14 protein-coding genes, 1 other RNA gene and 2 pseudogenes are annotated in these 15,871 nt (G+C 63.8%); 7 read left to right on the top strand and 10 right to left on the bottom strand.

The annotated features are described in order from the left end of the window. Nucleotides 1-266: 266 nt before the first annotated feature. Nucleotides 267-899, bottom strand: a pseudogene (locus A9K66_RS10210) (EamA family transporter); the annotation flags it as partial. Between the two features lie 88 nt (nucleotides 900-987). Here A9K66_RS10210 and A9K66_RS10215 point away from each other — a divergent pair. After that, nucleotides 988-1,464 carry an Lrp/AsnC family transcriptional regulator gene (locus tag A9K66_RS10215; protein ID WP_067323168.1) on the top strand — a complete coding sequence of 159 codons (477 nt, stop codon included), beginning with the start codon at nucleotides 988-990 and terminating at the stop codon, nucleotides 1,462-1,464. Here A9K66_RS10215 and A9K66_RS10220 read toward each other — a convergent pair. Together A9K66_RS10220 and A9K66_RS10225 are read right to left on the bottom strand one after the other, a co-directional pair. Continuing rightward, the gene (locus A9K66_RS10220) at nucleotides 1,450-1,665 is read right to left on the bottom strand and encodes a hypothetical protein (RefSeq protein WP_067323171.1); all 216 of its coding nucleotides are present in this window, start codon (nucleotides 1,663-1,665) and stop codon (nucleotides 1,450-1,452) included. The genes A9K66_RS10215 and A9K66_RS10220 overlap by 15 nt on opposite strands. A 145-nt stretch (nucleotides 1,666-1,810) precedes the next feature. Next, the gene (locus A9K66_RS10225; protein WP_067323174.1) at nucleotides 1,811-2,296 is read right to left on the bottom strand and encodes a thioesterase family protein; all 486 of its coding nucleotides are present in this window, start codon (nucleotides 2,294-2,296) and stop codon (nucleotides 1,811-1,813) included. Between the two features lie 156 nt (nucleotides 2,297-2,452). Here A9K66_RS10225 and A9K66_RS10230 point away from each other — a divergent pair, with 156 nt between their 5' ends. Beyond that, nucleotides 2,453-3,865 (top strand): FAD-linked oxidase C-terminal domain-containing protein, encoded by a 1,413-nt coding sequence (locus A9K66_RS10230; RefSeq protein WP_067323177.1) that lies wholly within the window; start codon nucleotides 2,453-2,455, stop codon nucleotides 3,863-3,865. A gap of 88 nt (nucleotides 3,866-3,953) precedes the next feature. After that, nucleotides 3,954-7,919 (top strand): AsmA family protein, encoded by a 3,966-nt coding sequence (locus A9K66_RS10235; protein WP_067323180.1) that lies wholly within the window; start codon nucleotides 3,954-3,956, stop codon nucleotides 7,917-7,919. Between the two features lie 98 nt (nucleotides 7,920-8,017). Here A9K66_RS10235 and A9K66_RS10240 read toward each other — a convergent pair whose 3' ends face one another. Next, nucleotides 8,018-8,449: a helix-turn-helix domain-containing protein gene (locus A9K66_RS10240; protein ID WP_066990862.1), complete on the bottom strand. Its 432-nt coding sequence runs from the start codon at nucleotides 8,447-8,449 to the stop codon at nucleotides 8,018-8,020. A gap of 178 nt (nucleotides 8,450-8,627) precedes the next feature. Between A9K66_RS10240 and A9K66_RS10245 the strand changes: the two genes are divergently transcribed. Further along, nucleotides 8,628-10,430, top strand: coding sequence for a chloride channel protein (locus tag A9K66_RS10245; protein WP_067323183.1), 1,803 nt, complete (start codon nucleotides 8,628-8,630; stop codon nucleotides 10,428-10,430). 6 nt (nucleotides 10,431-10,436) lie between these two features. On the opposite strand, the gene A9K66_RS10250 is transcribed toward A9K66_RS10245, so the two are convergent. From A9K66_RS10250 to A9K66_RS10265, 4 genes are all read right to left on the bottom strand, one after another. Then, entirely contained in the window at nucleotides 10,437-10,664 is a 228-nt protein-coding gene (locus A9K66_RS10250) for a ribbon-helix-helix domain-containing protein (RefSeq protein ID WP_066990868.1), read from the bottom strand. 8 nt (nucleotides 10,665-10,672) lie between these two features. Next, entirely contained in the window at nucleotides 10,673-10,870 is a 198-nt protein-coding gene (locus A9K66_RS10255; RefSeq protein ID WP_067323185.1) for a DUF4169 family protein, read from the bottom strand. Between the two features lie 9 nt (nucleotides 10,871-10,879). After that, the gene (locus tag A9K66_RS10260; protein ID WP_067323188.1) at nucleotides 10,880-11,416 is read right to left on the bottom strand and encodes an SspB family protein; all 537 of its coding nucleotides are present in this window, start codon (nucleotides 11,414-11,416) and stop codon (nucleotides 10,880-10,882) included. 116 nt (nucleotides 11,417-11,532) lie between these two features. Next, nucleotides 11,533-12,216 carry a TetR/AcrR family transcriptional regulator gene (locus A9K66_RS10265; protein ID WP_067323191.1) on the bottom strand — a complete coding sequence of 228 codons (684 nt, stop codon included), beginning with the start codon at nucleotides 12,214-12,216 and terminating at the stop codon, nucleotides 11,533-11,535. Nucleotides 12,217-12,424: 208 nt separating this feature from the next. On the opposite strand from A9K66_RS10265, the gene A9K66_RS10270 reads away from it, so the two are divergent. Next, nucleotides 12,425-13,630 (top strand): multidrug effflux MFS transporter, encoded by a 1,206-nt coding sequence (locus tag A9K66_RS10270; RefSeq protein ID WP_067323194.1) that lies wholly within the window; start codon nucleotides 12,425-12,427, stop codon nucleotides 13,628-13,630. 124 nt (nucleotides 13,631-13,754) lie between these two features. Here the strand turns inward: A9K66_RS10270 and ssrA are convergent. Continuing rightward, nucleotides 13,755-14,115, bottom strand: a transfer-messenger RNA (tmRNA) gene (gene ssrA, locus A9K66_RS10275). A 170-nt stretch (nucleotides 14,116-14,285) separates the two neighbouring features. Here ssrA and A9K66_RS10280 point away from each other — a divergent pair. After that, on the top strand, nucleotides 14,286-14,597 hold the full coding sequence (locus A9K66_RS10280) for a DUF2853 family protein (protein ID WP_066990883.1): 312 nt from the start codon (nucleotides 14,286-14,288) through the stop codon (nucleotides 14,595-14,597). 139 nt (nucleotides 14,598-14,736) lie between these two features. Then, nucleotides 14,737-15,531, top strand: a complete 795-nt coding sequence (locus A9K66_RS10285) for a thymidylate synthase (RefSeq protein ID WP_067323197.1) — start codon at nucleotides 14,737-14,739, stop codon at nucleotides 15,529-15,531. Between the two features lie 33 nt (nucleotides 15,532-15,564). Here the strand turns inward: A9K66_RS10285 and A9K66_RS29375 are convergent. After that, nucleotides 15,565-15,763, bottom strand: a pseudogene (locus tag A9K66_RS29375) (TOBE domain-containing protein). Between the last annotated feature and the right edge of the window lie 108 nt (nucleotides 15,764-15,871).

The following is a 15,871-nucleotide window of genomic DNA, read 5'->3' on the forward strand; positions in this document are numbered from 1 at the left end:
CGTTCGGACCGGGCGGGGCCGCTCCGCAGTTTCCCGTCCCACCGTGACAGCACCATCAACTTTTTCGGAATGACCAAAATGTGATGGATGCAGAAGCCACCGGCAATCGTCATGGTCGAAGTTCGGATCGAGTGCCGTTGTCGCCGGCGGATGACTGGACCGTGCGCGTTCTAACCCTATCTTGCGCGTCAAACAGTCGTCGAGGAGAGCCATGGCCGAACCTGTCGCCAAGCCTGTCGTCACACAGCCCATCATCACTCAGGCGCCAGCACGACGAGCAAGGCGATCGCCATGGCGGTGCCGAGGCCGGCGATGCCGAGGCCAGTTCGGGCGATGCGGTGGCCCAAAACGATATAGCCGATGAACAGCGCGCCGTTGAGAAAAGCCCAGAACAGGCCGACGGGATCGCTCGACCACTTGACATCGATGAGCAGCAGCGTGCCGGCGACAGCGATGGCGAGCGCCGCGAAATTGCGCGGGGTTCTGAGGCCGACCATCGCGACGCCTATGGTGCCGACAAATTCGATCGCGGCGACTAGCGAGATCGGCAGGCGGTCTAGAGCCAGATAGAAGGCGCAGTTCATCACCGCCAGGCAGGCGCCGAAGGCCAACAGCAGCAGGCGGGCCGAGCGGTCGGCGCGCGTGAAAACCGTCCATGGCCTGGTAAGCGGCGCGAAGACGAGCGCGGCCGTGGCGATGCGCAGCCAGGCCATGCCGAGCACGCCGACCTGAGCGAACAGCAGCACGGCGAAGGCCGGCCCAAGATAGTGGAAGATCGCGCTGACGCAGAACCAGATATGCGGCGGCACCGCATCGGCCAGTCCGGCGAGGGCAGGGCGTGCAGCGTCGGTGTCGCTGCCGGCCCGGTTTGTCGGACGAACTTGCGCTTCAGAATTCATAGGGTCATTATCGCAGGCGAACTTCGCGACTTATATGGATGATGCACGGCTCCGATCGCCGTTCGCCTTCTGAAGAAAAGAGAATTATTTGAAACGCCTTCGAAATGAAAATGGCGAGCTGGATGCGGCGGACCTGAAAATCCTGCGACTCCTGGAAAAGGATGCGCGCACCAGCACGGCGGAACTGGCGCGCGCCGTCGGGCTCTCGGCGCCGAGCGTGGCCGAACGCATTCGCAAGCTGCAGGAGAATGGCGTGATCGAAGCCTATACGGTGAAGATCAATCCGACGGCGCTCGGCATGAAGCTGTCGGCATGGCTGCGAATCAGGCCGGTCCCGGGGCAGCTTGCCGTGGTGGCCGGGATCATTCGCGACCTGCCGGAAATCGCCCAATGCGACCGAGTGACCGGCGAGGATTGCTTCATCGCGCTCGCGCATGTCGGCTCGGTGGCCGAGTTGGAGCGGGTGATCGACAAAATTATTCCCTATGCGATGACCAACACCGCCATCATACAGTCGTCGCCGGTCGAGGCGCGCTCGCCGCTTGGCAGTTTAAGGGAGCGCTGAAGGCTCAGTGTGACCGCGTCTGATGCGCGCCTGCTTGAGAATCGCGCGCCAGCGGATCATGTCGAAGGGGATGGGCTCGTTGTTGTTGGCGATGTGGAAGATCTCGTTGTTGACGTTCTTCAACGATCGCCAGAAATCATAGTCGGTGATGCGCGGATCGGCCGCCAACCGCTCCACTTCGACCTTGATGTCGGTTTTCATGCACTGTCCTCGCACCGCATTCCGCCTGCCGCCCGCGCGTAAACCCGGTGCGGCGGTTTTCGAACGCGCCACTGAGTCGTTCAACAGACTCAATCGGCTTGTTCACGTTAAAACCTTGGTAAGGTTAACGCGGGTGTGCGGGTTTTCAAGCGCTCTTGCGTTTGATGCCGATCGAACGGCCGGCACGCTCCGGCATCGGCAACGCGGCGTGGGCGGCGCGCATGGCTTCAACCTGTGCCATCACATCGGCCGGGAAGGGAGCGACCCTCGGCCCGGCCATGTCGACATGCAGCGCAAGCTGCTCGGACGTCGCGGCCAGCCAGCCATCGACGTGGCGAATCTCCTGATAGGCCCTCAGCCGCTTCTCGTCGTGGTCGATGAGCTGGAACGAGACCTTCACCTTGTGGTCGAGGTGAAGCTCCTGCACGTAGCAGACATGGACTTCCGCCGTGTAGATGGTGAGGCGGCGGTCCCTGGCATAGTTCGGTCCCATGCCCATCAGCTCGAACGCTTCGTCCGAGCAGCGGTCGAACAGCACGTTGTAATAAGCCATATTGAGATGGCCGTTATAGTCGATCCAATCCTTCTCGATCGCCATCGGCTTGGAAATGATCGGCGCGGTCATCGTCATCTGGTTTTCCTTGATCGTCGCTGGACAGGGCCTGGCTGGTGAGGTTCTCTTCGCTCTGGCGCAATTCCGGTGCTTCACTCTTTTCCTGGAATTGCTTTAGGCATCATCCATAGCTGCATTACAAGAGTGGCCGCTGGTCCATTCGCGGAGGAATTCATGGCTTTGAGCGACCTCAACCCCGTCGAGCGCAACGAGAAAGGCATCGCCGCCGCACTCGGCATCCTCAAGCAGCGGTTCGGCGAGCGTTTTCAGACCGGCGAGGCGATCCGCGACCAGCATGCGCACACCACCACCTACATCCCGACCCAGGCGCCGGACGGCGTCGTCTTCGCCGAAACCACGCCGGAGGTGCAGGAGATCGTGCGCACCTGCGCCGCGCACCGCGTCCCGGTCATCGCCTTCGGCGTCGGCTCCTCGCTCGAGGGCCACACCAATGCGCCGGGCGGAGGCATATCCATCGACACCTCTCGCATGAACCGCATCCTCTCGGTCAATCCGCAGGATCTCGACTGCACGGTCGAGCCCGGAGTGACACGCGAGGATCTTAACCGCCATTTGCGCGACACCGGCCTTTTCTTCCCGATCGACCCCGGCGCCAATGCCTCGCTGGGCGGCATGGCGGCAACACGGGCGTCGGGCACCAATGCCGTGCGCTACGGCACGATGCGTGACAACGTGCTGTCGCTGACGGCGGTGATGGCCGACGGCGAGGCAGTGACGACCGGCAAACGGGCGAAGAAAAGCTCGGCCGGCTACGACTTGACGCGGCTCTTGGTCGGCTCGGAAGGCACGCTCGGCATCATCACAGCACTGACGCTCAGGTTGCAGGGCATTCCGCAGGCGATCTCCGGTGGCGTCTGCCCGTTCCCGACCTTGGAGGCCGCATGCAACGCAGTGATAGCGACCATTCAGATGGGCATCCCGGTGGCGCGCATCGAACTGGTCAACGCGCTGCAGATGCGGGCGATGAAGAGTTATTCGAAGCTCGACTATCCCGAGAGCCCATGCCTTTTCGTCGAATTCCACGGCAGCGACGCCGGTGTCGCCGAACAGGCCGAGACTTTCGGCATGATCGCCGAGGAGAATGGCGGCGGACCGTTCCTGTGGACCAGCGTCGCCGAGGAGCGGACGAAGCTCTGGAAGGCGCGGCACGACGCCTACTGGTCGTCGCTGACGCTGCGCCCCGGCGCCAAGGGGCTTTCGACCGATGTCTGCGTGCCGATCTCCCGGCTTGCCGGATGCGTCACCGAGACCGAAGCCGACATTGTCGAAATGGGCCTGATCGCGCCGATCGTCGGCCACGCCGGCGACGGCAATTTCCATGTGCTGGTGCTGATGGATGTCGACAGCCCGCAGGAGATCGCACTCGCTGAAAAATTCGTCGCGCGGCTCAACATGCGGGCGATCGCCATGGAAGGCACCTGCACCGGCGAGCACGGCATCGGCCAGGGCAAGGTCGGCTTCCTGCGCCATGAACTCGGCCATGGCGTTGACGTCATGCGCACCATCAAGCAGGCGCTCGACCCGCTGAACATCATGAACCCCGGCAAGATCTTGCCGAGAGCCTAGACGCCGAGGGTTGCAGCCGAATTGCCTCTTTATCGCCGCGCGGATGCGGGTAGAGTGCGGCTGACTTTAACCCTAGGCTTTGGAGCCGATGCTCGCTCGCCTGTTCGTGATCTTCGGTGGCCTGTTCGTGCTGGTGCTTTGCGCGGCGCTCGTGGTGCCGTATTTCGTCGACTGGACCGGCTACCGCGCCGATTTCGAGCGCGAGGCGAGCACCATCCTCGGTCGCAAGGTGACCGTGAAAGGCGACGCGACCGCGCGGCTCTTGCCATTCCCTTCGGTGACCTTCTCCAATGTCGAGGTCGCAGGCGGCCCTGGCGGACAGCCGGCGATGACGATGGAGACCTTCTCCATGGACGCGGAGCTGGCGCCGTTCCTGCGCGGCGAACTGCTGATCTTCGACATGCGGCTGGTGCATCCGAAGGCGACCATCGATGTTGCCGGCGACGGCACGGTCGACTGGGCGATCCGGCCGTCGACGCCCTTCGATCCCGGACAGATCGCGATCGAGAAGCTGACGGTGACCGAAGGGCAGATCGAATTGCGCCATGCCGCCGGCGGGCGCAGCCATTTCATCTCCGAGATCAACTCGACCGTTTCGGCAAAGTCGCTCGCCGGCCCGTGGCGGATGGACGGCTCGCTGCGCTTCGACGGCCTGCGCACGGAAGTCTCGGCCTCAACCGGCAGAACGGAAGCCGACGGCCAGATGCGGGTCAGACTCAAAGCCGACCCGGATGCCTATCCGCTCATCATCGAGACAGACGGCAATGCCGGCATCGTCAAAGGCGCGGCGGTCTATTCCGGTCAGTTCAAGGTTTCGGCTTCTGACAAGAATGGGGCCGACAGGAGCTCGGCCGAATTGCGCGGCACTGACGCCGAGCCTGTGAAGGTCAGCGCCGGCAAGCCCGATCCCGGCTTCCGGCTGAACGGCAAATTCGCGCTCGACCATCAGAAGCTCGGTGTCGATGAATTCCGCTTCGAGACCGGACCGCTCGACAACCCCTATACCGCCGACGGCAAGGCCTCGGTCGATCTCGGCCTGAAACCGCATTTTTCGATCGAAGCGAACGGCGCGCAGGTGCAGTTCGACGAGGCGGTGGGCGCATCCGCAGGTGCCGGATTGACGCTCGACCAGCGTATCGCGGCGTTCGAGCAGACGCTTCAGCACATGCCGAAGCCGACGATACCGGGCACGGTCGAGGTCAGGCTGCCGGCCGTGGTGGCGGGCGATACCACGGTTCGCGACGTGCGGCTCTCGGCGGAGCCGGCCGAAGGCGGGTGGTCGGTGAAGTCGCTCGCCGCGACACTGCCGGGCCGGGCGACGCTTGAAGCCGACGGCATGCTGAACGTCGAGGACCATTTCGGCTTCACCGGATCCCTGCTGCTTGCTGTCGGACAGCCGTCCGGTTTCGCCGCCTGGCTGTCGAAGGATGTCGACGACGCGATCCGCCGTCTGCCGGCGGCGGGCTTCAAGGCCAAGGTCGATCTCAGCGAGAACCGGCAGTCGTTCAGCGACCTCGAGCTGATCCTCGGCAAGGCGAAATTTTCCGGCCGCATCGATTCCAGCCAGCCCGATGGCGCCAGGCCCTCGGTGCTGATGCAGCTGGAGGGCGGCGAGCTCGACGTCGATGGGCTGGCGGCCTTCGCCTCGATCTTCGTCAGCGACAAGGGCGCCAACCGCTTCTCCGACCGCGACCTCGATTTCCAGATCAAGGCGGGCCCGGTCAGCGCCGCCGGGCTGACCGCCGATACAGTTGATACGGCGTTGAGGCTGCGCAAGGGCCTGCTCGAGATCGACCGGCTCTCGGTCGGAGGGCTCGCCGGCGCCTCGATCAGCGCCACCGGGCGCATCAAGGATTTTCCGGAAAGCCCGACCGGCAAGCTCGACGCATCCGTGGTGGCCGTCGATCTCAAGCCGCTCATAGATGTCGCAGCCCAGCATTATCCGGACAATCAGGTTCTGAAAGGCCTGGCTGCCCGTGTTGCTGCCTATCCGGAGCTGTTCCAGGACGCCCGGATCGACCTGGTGACAAGTGCCGCCGACAATGGCGACGGCACCACCGGACTCGCGCTCTCGGCGCAAGGCAAGGCCGGCGGTTCCGCCTTCTCGGCTTCGCTTTCGGGCAGGGGGACGCGGGATCGGCTTCCCGATGCGCCGGTATCGATCACCTTCAATGCCAGGAACGAGAACGCCGCCACGCTGCTTGCACTCTACGGCCTGCCGGCGCTGCCGCTCGGCATGCTTGGACAGGCCACCACCGATATCACGGCCAAAGGCTCGCTGGGCGGCGGTCTGGCAACCAGCTTCAACCTGACGGCCGACGATTTCAGGGCGAGCTTTGACGGGACCATCGCCGAGACAGAGCAAGGCGCCACCGCCAAGGGCAAGGTCAATCTCGACGCCGCCGATATCGAGCCATGGCTGATGACGACAGGTGTCGGGCTGCCCGGCATGGGCACCGGGACGTCGGCTTCGCTCGCCAGCGATGCCGACTTCGGCAATGGGCTTCTGGTGCTGAGCGGGCTCAGCGGCGCCATCAACAAGGCGACTGTGTCCGGCGACGTCAACGCCGACATGAAGGACGGACTGCCGCATCTTGCCGGCGCGCTGGCGCTCGATGAGCTCGACCTCGACCCGCTGGCGGTGTCGCTGTTCGGCGACCAGTCCTTCCTCGCCGGGAAGGACGGTGGCTGGCCGACGACGCCGTTCAGCCGGAAATCGACCCTGCCGTTCAGCGCCGATCTCGACCTCAACACGGCGGCCCTTGCCGCCGGACCGTTCGCGACCGCGCATGACGCGACGCTGTCGCTGAAGCTCGACCGGGAAGGCATCCGTGTCTCGGACCTCAAAGCCAAGCTCTATGAGGGCACGCTGACCGGCCTGTTCGAGCTCAAGAACACGGAGGGCACCGGCCTGTTATCGGGTCAGTTGAAGCTGGCGGGCAGTGATCTTACCGCAGTGCTGCCTGGCGCCGGAATCAGCGGCAGCGGCGACATTTCGGCCGCGCTGTCGACCAGCGGCAAGTCTGTCGATGCGATGATCGCCGCCCTGTCAGGGTCCGGCACGGCGGCGCTGAAGGGACTGACCATCGCCGGCATCAATCCCGATGCTTTTGCCCCCGTCATCGCCAAGGCCGATGCAATCGGACGCGACATCGATGCCGCCAAGACCGCCGGCTTCGCGCCTGAGATCGCCGGACAGGGAAGTTTCGCGGCCGGCAACACCGATATCCCCTTCACCGTTGCCAATGGCACGCTGCGGGCGCCGCCGATCAGCCTCGACAATCCGGCGGCGACGCTGTCGGCGGACGTTACCGCCGACCTCGATGCGAGCACGCTGGCCGCCAAGGGAGCGATTACCTATCGACCGGGCGACGAGGCGCTTGTCGGCTCCGAACCGGCTGTGAACTTCAGCCTTGCAGGCCAGATCGGGGCGACGTCGCTCCAGTTCGACAGCGCGCCGCTGGCGCAGTTCCTGACCCAGCGCGCGCTGGAGAAGGAGCAGCAGCGCGTCGAGGCGATGCAGGCGGCGCTGCTCGAGAAGCAGAGGCTGCGGCGCGAGGTGCGCTACTACGCTGCGCTGCAGACGGAGCGCGACCGGGCGGCCGAGGAACTGCGCCGGCAAGAGGAAGAGGCGCGACAGAAAGCCCAGGCTGAAGCCAGGGCGAAAGCCGAAGCGGAGGCGCAAGCGAAGGCAGAAGCCGAGGCGCAAGCCAAAGCGGAAGAAGGGGCAAGGGCAAAAGCGGAAGCCGACGCCAAGGCTCAGGCCGAGGCCGAGGCGCGCGCCAAGGCCGAGGCTGATGCGCAAGCAGGGGCGGAAGCCGATGCCAAGGCAAAGGCCGAGCAACAGGCCGCAGCCGCGAAAGCCCAGGCCGAGGCGGATCGCAAGCGTGCCGAGCAGGCGAGGCTGGAAGCTGAACGCAGGGCGGTTGAGCAGGCGCCAAAAGTCGACCGGTCGCTTCCCGGCGTCAACGACGGTTCCGTTCCAGAGCCGCCGAAGCCCAAGTCCAATCCGTTCACGATCGACAACCTCCTGAAGTCGCTGGACGGCGGTTGAAACCCATTATTCCAGGAAAACTGCATAGCGGTTCCGCCCGGAATCGCGGGCGAACAAAACACCCAAGACGTCGCGAAGGACAGCGCTGGATGTAGCGCTCAAACCGGCTCCTGCCGCGAAAGCAGGCGCTTGAGCATAGGCTCGATGCGGGCAAGCTCGTCGAGATGGGCGGCCGACAATTCGGCGAGACGGTCGTCGGCGAGCGGGGTGAGTTGCAGCAGGACGCGGCGGTGGTCGGCCTTATCTTGATCCCGCGCGACCAAGCCGGCCTCGCTCAGCCGATTCACCAGTTCGACGGCGCTGTGGTGGCGGATGCGCAACCGCTCCGCCAGATCGCCCACTGCCACCGGCCCGCCGCCGGGATAGCCCTTGATCGCCAGCAGCGCCTGGTGCTGGCGCGGGGTCAAGCCCGCCTCATTCGCCTGCAACTGGCTGAATTCGAGGAAGCGGCGGATCAGGTAGCGGAACTCCGAAAGCCGCTGATAGTCGGCCTGGCTGATGGCGGGACGTGGTTTCTTCGGATGCGTCATGCCACGACTTATCGCCCTTTCCGGCCAAAGCTCAACTCTAATGAAAGCCTGGCGCATCCATGACCAAAATGACGCGGAGCAACCACCAAAAACGGCCTTGAAGAATTATATCGTGTTACGATATGTAGCCGCCCGACAACCGGACGGTACCGCGCCGCCAGAAAGCTCAGGCTCCCCAATGAAATCCGCTCATGCCGGAAACGGCCATCTCCGCGACTTCACCACCGATCCGCGGGTGCTCATCATCGCCGCCATCGCAGTCGTTGTGGCGACCGCCGGGCTGTTTGCCGGCATCGCGCTGTTGAAGCTGATAAGGCTCGCCACCAACATCGCCTATTTCGGCCAGTTCACACTGGCCGAGCTCAGGCTCGAGGACACGCCGCTCGGCTATGCCGCCGTGCTGGTTCCAGTAATCGGCGCGCTGGTCATCGGGCTGATGGCGCGCTTCGGCAGCGAAAAGATCCGCGGCCACGGCATTCCGGAAGCCATCGAAGCAATCCTGCTCGGCCGCTCGCGGCTCGACGCCAAAGTGGCGGTATTGAAGCCATTGTCGTCGGCGATCTCGATCGGCTCAGGCGGACCGTTCGGCGCCGAAGGGCCGATCATCATGACCGGCGGGGCGATCGGCTCGCTGATCGCGCAGATGCTGCCGGTCAGCGACAATGAACGCAAGACGCTGCTGGTTGCGGGCGCGGCGGCCGGCATGACGACCGTGTTCGGCACGCCGATCGCGGCAATCATGCTTGCCGTCGAGCTGCTGCTGTTCGAATGGACGCCGCGCAGCTTCATCCCGGTCGCCGTCGCCGCCATCATCGCCGAGGTCGAACGCACCTTGCTGCACCTGCCCGGACCGATCTTCCCGTTCTCGGGCAGCATGGAAGCGTCGATCGCCGGATTGGGTGGCTGGGTGCTGGTCGGGATTGCCGCCGGCCTGCTCTCCGGCTTGCTGACGCAAATGGTCTATGCCTGCGAGGACGCCTTCCAGAAGCTGCCGATACACTGGATGTGGTGGCCGATGATCGGCGGCCTGGTGGTCGGTATCGGTGGACTGATCGAGCCGCAGGCGCTCGGTGTCGGCTACGACAACATCGCCAACATGTTGGATGGCCATGTGCTGGCGGCGGCAGCGCTGACGCTTTTGGTCGTCAAGGCCATTATCTGGTCGGTGGCGCTGGGTTCGGGAACGTCGGGCGGCGTGCTGGCGCCGCTCTTGATCATGGGCGGCGCGATGGGCGCGGTGCTTGCCGGTATCCTGCCCGAGGCGACGCCCGGCTTCTGGCCGCTGCTGGCGATGGCCGCGACCATGGGCGGCACCATGCGCGCGCCGCTGACCGCGACCTTCTTCGCGGTCGAACTCACCGGCAACACCCACATGCTGGTGCCGCTGATCGCAGCCTGCGCCACTGCCCATGCCGTCACCGTGCTGTTGATGAAGCGATCGATCCTGACCGAAAAGGTGGCGCGGCGCGGACACCACCTCGTTCGCGAATACCGCGTCGATCCCTTCGCGCTGACCAGGGTGCGCGAGGTGATGACGACCAAGGTCGAGAGCGTGCCGGCGACGATGACGCTGCACGGCGCGGCGGCATTCCTGACCGCCCCGGACACGCGCCATCCGAGCTTTCCTGTGATCGACGAGAAGGGCCATGTGCTCGGCCTCATCGATCCGCCGGCGATCCTGCGTTGGCGCCGCGCCGGCAAGCACCGCAAGACGACGCTCGGCGAACTTTTGGCCGGCAGCAAGGTCACGCTCGCCTATCCCGACGAATATCTGGAAGGACTGTCAGACAAGCTGCTCCTGGCCAACGTCTCGCATCTGCCGGTCGTCTCGCGCGAGGATGCACGGCTGGTCGGCTATATCGGCTGGAAGGACCTGATGCGGGTGCGGTCGAAAAAGCAGGCCGAGGAACGCGACCGTTCGGCCCTGCTCAGCTTCGGCGCCAAGCGCAAGGCGCAGGAAAGCATCGACGATCCGGTCTGAGGCCGGTCAAGATGCCTTGCCGCCGCGCTTTGCCCAGGCGAGCACGTAGAGTCTGAGCGCGGAGGAGAGGTTGGCGTCACGGGTCCGCGTTTCGTCGATCTCGGCAACGAGGGCCGCGAGCGACAGCGAACGTTGCGTCGCGATCGTCACCAAGTCGTCGTAGAAGGGCTGCTCCAGGGAAAAACTGGTGCGGTGGCCGCGGATCGTCACCGAGCGTTTTTCGACAGCGGCCATCCGGGCGCTCAGCGCCGGTCCGGATCGCCGGGCTTTTCGCGGCGATGGCCGTCCATGGATTTTTCCGTCATGTCGGACGTCAGCCGGTCACGCTCGCGCTCGGCTTTGGAACGGCCGTGCAATGCCCGGTTTCCCCCGGCCAGGCGTTCCTTCTCGATGCGCGCTTTCTGCTTGCGGGCCTGGCGGAGATTGACGACCTCGCCCATTTCCCCGGCTCACTTCTTGCGAAAGGCGTCGAGCGAAACCACTTCGGCACCCTTGCCGCCGGTATCGGCGGCAGCCGGCTTCTTCTCGGCCTCGGTGGCCCTTTTCTTCGATTCCGGTTTCTTTTCGGTCACGACCGCGATCGGCAGCTCCGGGGCCGGCGCGGCGTCGTCGTCTTCCGCGGCGTTGTCCGCCTTGACGTCGAATTCGAGTTCGAAATTCACTGATGGGTCATAGAAACCGCGCACGGCGGAGAAGGGGATTTCGAGCTTTTCGGGCACGTCGGAAAAGGAGAGTCCCACCTCGAAACCGGTGTCGGTCACCTTCAGGTCCCAGTACTGGAACTGGATGACGATGGTCATCTGCTCCGGATAACGCTCGCGCAGCCGCGAGGAGATGCGCACGCCCGGCGCGCCGGTCAGGAAGGTGATGAAGAAATGATGGTTGCCCGGAAGGCCCGTGCGCGCGACTTCGGCCAGGACCTTGCGCATGACGCCGCGCAATGCCTCCTGGGCCAGAATGTCGTAGCGGATGTGGTCGTCGGCCATGTGACGGTCGGGTTCCATTGAATCGTCCGCATAGCTGTAATCAAGCTTGGGCGCGGCGTAAACCGCATATAGGCGCCGAAAGCTAAGGCCAAGAGGGCTGGCGGCGATTTGATCGCTCAGGCGTGGGCGAGGGCGGCCTGCCGGGCGGCTGTCGCTTTCTTCCTGCCGAAGGCGGCCAGGAAGGTGTGCACGCCATTGGTCGCTGAGCGGAACGCCTCTTCCTCCGTCGGTATGCCGCCGAGCATGAAGGTTGTCTGCAACTCGGCGTTGACGAGTGCGAGGAACTGCCGCGCCGCCACGTCCGGATCGTCGATCGAGAGGTGCCCCGCATAGGCCAGCCGCGCGAAGCGGGCGGCAAGCGCCGACCAGGTGCGGCCCGGTCCCTGTTCGCGCCACTCGGCAAAAAGCTCGGGATAGCGCTCGCCCTCGGCCTGGATCAGCTTGCGCAGGAAGCGTCCGTCGCGGTTGCAGATACAGTTGCGGTTCATGCGCACCGCGAAGGCGACAAGATCGGCTTCGAGATCGGCGGGCTGGTCGGGAAAGGTGGCAATGGTGGCGAAGATGCCGGCATTGCAGCGCTCCGTCAGGTCGCGCACAATGGCCATGAACAGCTTTTCCTTATCGCCATGGTGATTGTAGACGGTCTGGCGCGAAACGCCGGCCTCGGCCGCGATCAGGTCGATATTGGCGCCGGCATAGCCTTCGCGGCAGAAGACCGAAGCGGCAGCATCAACCACCGATATGCGCTTGGCCTCATGGCTGCGTGGCGGGAAAGTGTCAGGAGAAACGCCGACCTTCATAAAAAACTATATAGCGATGATTGACGAATTGGACAAGCCTGTCTAAATTTGTAGACACAATAAAGCGAAGTCCGCTCCCGGGAACGACAGAATCGCGCTTTGAAGCGACGATGATTTCACATCCCGGATGTCGGGGTTCCACGGGATGGAACGTCCTCGGGTAGACGCCGGACCACGGCGACAACCAGATCCGAAAGAAGCCCTTATCATGAGTCCCAAATTCCTCCGCATCGCGGTCGTGCTCGGCTTGTTGTCCGCAATCGGCCCCTTCGCCATCGATATGTACCTTCCAGCGCTGCCTTCGATCGGTGAGGATTTGAAAGCTGGCACCGCCGCCGTGCAGATGAGCCTCTTGATCTTCTTCCTGTCGATGGGCTTCGGCCAGATCGTCGTCGGACCGATCTCAGACATGGTCGGGCGCAAGCTGCCGCTTTATGTCGGACTCGCGCTGTTCATGGTTGGCGGCGTCGGCTCGGCTATGGCGCCCAATATCGAGTGGCTGATCGCCTTCCGCTTCCTGCAGGGGCTCGGCGCCAGCGCGGGCATGGCAGTGCCGCGCGCCATCGTGCGCGACCTGCACACCGGCAACGAGGCCGCCAAGCTGATGTCGCTGCTGATGCTGGTGTTCTCGGTGTCGCCTATCCTCGCGCCGCTCACGGGCAGCCAGATCATCGAGAGCTTCGGCTGGCGTGCCGTGTTCTGGACTGTGACGGGCGCCGCCGCTTTAGCCACCATCCTGCTCGCGACCTCGCTGAAAGAGACGCGTTCGGCGGAGGAGCGCGCCAACTCGTCCTTCGGCACGGCACTTGCCGGTTACCGCTACCTGATGAGCGACCGCAACTTCCTTGGCCTGACGGCGATCGCCGGCTTCGGCATTGCGAGCTTCTTCGTCTATCTGTCGAGTTCGTCCTTCATCCTGATCGACCACTACGGCCTGTCGCCGTCGGTCTACAGCGTGTTCTTCTCGATCAACGCGGTCGCCTTCATCGGCATGTCGCAGCTGACCGGGATGCTGGCGGATCGCTTCGGCTTGAGGCGGGTCGTGTGGGTCGCGGTGACCGGCTATGCCACGGTGATGGTGGCGCTGTTCGCGATCATGGCATCCGGTGTCGACCGGCTCGACGTGATGGCGGCGCTGCTCTTTGTCGGCTACGGCTTCCTTGGCCTGGTCATTCCGACCACCTCCGTGCTGGCGATGGAAGAGCATGGCGAGATCGCCGGCACGGCATCGGCGCTGATGGGCACGCTGCACTTCGCCATCGGCGCGCTGGCCATGGGCGTGGCGGGCCTCTTCTTCGACGGCACGCCGCTGCCGATGGTGGCCGGCATCACGCTCTGCGCGGTGATTTCCTTCATGCTGGCCAAGCTGACGCTCGGCCGTGCGCGCGAAGCGGTCGAAGCGCCTGCCGAGTAAGACGCGGATAGAAAATCGGAAGAGGCCGGGATTGCCCGGCCTTTTTCAGCCCAGGCAGGACCGCAAGCATGCGCGCCAAGCATGCTCGGCCGTTCAATTGACTTGGAAAGAAGGCGAGGGGGAAGGTGGAGGTTTCTGTTGCCAGGTACCTCCGAACCCCGCCTAGAAGTGCGAACCTCTAGGGCTTGATTTGAAGCGTTCGCACTGCATTAAGCAGCGAGACGAGCTTCCGCATAGTTGTCGTTGGCAACTATAAGTTTAGCCCGATGACGGTGGTACAATGCCGGGCAAAAGTACGATCTTTACACCTTCGTCGATCCTATTTCGCCCCCAGCAAAAGCCGCTCCCTTTGGAAGAGCGGTTTTTGGTGGAGGCGCCGGGTACCGCCCCCGGGTCCGAACGGCTTATTTCATCGCCTGTTTATCGCCATAGTCGGTCAAGCCGACGAAGCGAATATAGGGAGCGGTTACGGAAAATGAAAGGGCCAAGTCGAGGCTTGTCCCCTGCGCCAAACTCGACAGCCGAGGGTTGACTTGCGCGTCTACTCAATCGAAGCTCCGCCGGTGATGAGGAATATCCTGACCTAGCGCACAAGTTGCGCGGCGCGCCACAAGCCTCATCGATCGGATCCGTGGCGCCGACGAGGGGAAGTTTCATGGCCGACTATCTTGCGGATGTGAAGAAATACGATGCCGGCGCCAGCGCCGATGCGGTCGAGAAGATCGTCAAGCACTTGGGCATCGCGCTCAGGAACCGCGATTCCTCCCTGGTCTCCTGTGCGGACCCGAAGGAGCTCGAGCGCGTCCGGGACAACTGGGTGACCAAGAAGCTTGGGATTGCCGACGCCAAGAAGGCCGACGCCTCGATCGAGAAGGCGTGCAAGGCGATGGCCGCCGACAACACCAAGAGCCGCGTGACCTTCTACTATCTGGTGGCGAAGGACCTGGGCAAACTGGGTTCTCTGTGAGGCAAGGCGATCGGCAGCCGGCATGGCAACGTGCCGGCGCCGTGGATTTTTCGCGCCGGATCGACATCTGTAGGCTTTGGGTATTCGACCCACCGCCAGTCGGCTATGATCGCTTGTCATCCGAATCGAGGCCGAGCCGATGCGCCAATATCTCGACCTGTTGAAGCATGTGCTGGAGAACGGCGCCGATCGCGGCGACCGCACCGGTACCGGCACGCGGTCGGTGTTCGGCTACCAAATGCGCTTCGACCTTTCGCGCGGCTTCCCGGTTACCACCACCAAGAAGCTGCATCTGAAGTCGATCATCCACGAGTTGCTGTGGTTCCTGGCCGGCGACACCAACATCAAATATCTCAACGACAACGGCGTCACCATCTGGGACGAATGGGCCGACGAGAACGGCGATCTCGGCCCTGTCTACGGCAAGCAGTGGCGCTCATGGCCGGATGGGCACGGCGGCGAGATCGACCAGATCGCCGCCCTTCTCAAGGAGGTACGCAAGAATCCCAATTCGCGCCGGCTGATCGTCTCAGCCTGGAATCCGGCCCAAGTGGAGGCGATGGCGCTGCCGCCCTGCCATTGCCTGTTCCAGTTCTACGTTTCGGAAGGCCGGCTCTCCTGCCACCTCTACCAGCGCTCGGCCGACATTTTCCTGGGCGTGCCGTTCAACATCGCATCCTACGCCCTGCTGACCCTGATGGTGGCGCAGGTCACCGGCCTGAAGCCTGGCGATTTCGTCCACACGCTCGGCGATGCGCATCTTTACTCGAACCATTTCGAGCAGGCGCGCGAGCAGATGCGGCGCACGCCGAAGTCGCTGCCGACGATGTGGATCAACCCGGATGTGAAGGATCTTTTTGCCTTCCGCTTCGAGGATTTCCGCCTCGAGAACTATTTTGCGGACGCCAATATCAAGGCGCCGATCGCGGTATAAGGCCCGCTTTGAGCGCTGCCAGCGCTCAAGCCGTCAGCCAGTCCCGACGATGACGTCGGAGGCCTTGATCACTTCATAGGCCCTACTTGCCCAGTCGCAGATCGGCAACCGCTTCGTTGGGGATCGAAGCCGTGTCGAGGACGCCGCCGCCGATAGCTATCCTGGCATGCGAGGTGGTCGATCCCTCGACGATTTCCGTGACCTTGCCCTTTAGGACATTGCCGGCGCTGATCTACATCTGCCTATGCCTCGCTGTATCGAACGGACTTCACCGTGTGCTGGTGGGATCCTGACGTACAACGGCGCGGAGCCTAAAAGTCCTTTTCTTGTTATGTTCATC

Source organism: Mesorhizobium sp. AA23 (assembly GCF_001672435.1).
GTDB lineage: Bacteria > Pseudomonadota > Alphaproteobacteria > Rhizobiales > Rhizobiaceae > Mesorhizobium.